The following is a 1,634-nucleotide window of genomic DNA, read 5'->3' on the forward strand; positions in this document are numbered from 1 at the left end:
CGAGTTCGACCGGGCGGCATTCGACCCCGGCGGCTATGCCCGGCTTCTCGCTCTCGGAGAGGATGAAGTCCTGCGTGACCCCCAGGGCTATTCCGGCAATGTCGCGGTCATACCGCCAGCCCAGACGCGCCTGCGTAGGCATGGCGTAGATCTCCTGGTAGAGCTCGGTCATGGGCCCGACGTTGGTAACCGAGGCCCCGACCCTCAGTCCTTCCAGCGGGGTCAGGTAATGCACTCCCACGTCGAACGCCCCGGCCGAGGTCGAGAGGCTCTCCATCTGCTGCTGGATGAACTTCGCCCCGAAGCCGAAAGAGAAGTCGGAGATACTCCGCGCGTAGCCGAGGGCAAGCGACCAGTCAGCAGCCGAGAAGATGTAGCCGGGTACGGTCTCGCCACGGATGTTGACGCCCTGGATTGCGCCCGAGCCCCAGTAGTCAAACGCGAGACCGAACTTGCCCAGGTCCTCGTTGCCGTACACGCCCGCTACGTACTCGTGGTTCATGTCGAGGAACCACTGGTTGTGAGATAGCAGGACGTCGAAGGTGGGCACGTGCGCCAGCCCGGCCGGGTTGTAGTACAGGGCCGAGGCGTCGTCGATCCAGGCCACTCCCGCCTCGCCCATCCCTACCACCCTCGGCCCGACCGGGATCTTCAGAAACGACGCTCCGGTGCTGCCAAGGAGCAGCGCAGGCAGCAGAAGCCCGACCAGGATGTTGATAGCCACGAAAGCACGAAGCCGGATGAAACGAAGCTGCTTCTGTCGATGCCGATCCGTTTCGTGGATTTCGTGTCTTCGTGGCATCATGGTTCCTTCCATTTCGTCCTCCTATCGGATGACCGACAGTTTCCCGACCTTGCTCGCGCCGTCTTTGGCTACGACGAGGTAAGCGTAGATGCCACTCGCTACTTTGGCATCCCACTTCAGGTGACCGTCCCCAGTCTCGGTTGCAGTCCAGACGGACTGGCCCGAGGCGTCATAGACGATGACTCGCGCCCCGGCACTCAACCCCTGGAAGTGGATGGCATCATGCTCAGGATTCTGATGTGGCTTGAATGGTATCGGCGCGACTCGCAGCGAGTCGAGGGTCTGGCGCGGCTGCGGCCCGCGCACGGTCAGGAAGAAGCTGTCCCGCACCGCGTAGCCAAGCGTATCCAAAGCGCTGATAGTGATCCAGCCCGCGTAGCCGTCGAGCGACTCGCCAACCGGGATGACCAGCGCCAGCGTACATTCCACGGCCTGTCCGACTGCCAGCGACTCGGGTAGATTGAGGACGTAGATGCCTACGGCGGAAGAGTCAAGCGTGAACTGTGAAGAGTGAAATCCTGATCCGGGTTTCACTATTCTCCACTCACTATTCACCATTCCCCCAGGTCCCTCAACCTCGGCCTCGACCTCAACCTCTCTCAGCGTCGACTGACTCGGCCCGTCTGCCGTGTCCGGGTTGTAGGACTGGCTGGTGTTGGCCAGCATGAACCTTGCCTTGGCATAGGGGTGATAGACCGGCCCGGCAGGCTGCGAGTGCAGGTCCATCGTGTCGTGAATCACATCCAGCGAATCGTTGTCCACGTCGAGGTCGCCGAGAACTCCCACGACCTTCCTCACCAACGCATGCACCGTCTCCGCTACCGGGTAG

The 1,634-nt window shown here is 62.0% G+C and carries 2 protein-coding genes; both read right to left on the reverse strand.

Features of this window, described 5'->3' with window-relative positions; all coding sequences use genetic code 11:
* Positions 1–817, reverse strand: an 817-nt coding sequence (locus FJY68_14425) for a PorV/PorQ family protein (protein ID MBM3333016.1), incomplete at its 3' end; no start/stop codon positions are given.
* 9 nt (positions 818–826) lie between these two features.
* A complete protein-coding gene (locus FJY68_14430) occupies positions 827–1,603 on the reverse strand; it encodes a T9SS type A sorting domain-containing protein (protein ID MBM3333017.1) in 777 nt (258 codons plus the stop codon).
* Positions 1,604–1,634: the final 31 nt, after the last annotated feature.

The organism is candidate division WOR-3 bacterium, assembly GCA_016867815.1.
Lineage (GTDB): Bacteria > Hydrothermota > Tepidihabitantia > Tepidihabitantales > Tepidihabitantaceae > UBA2258.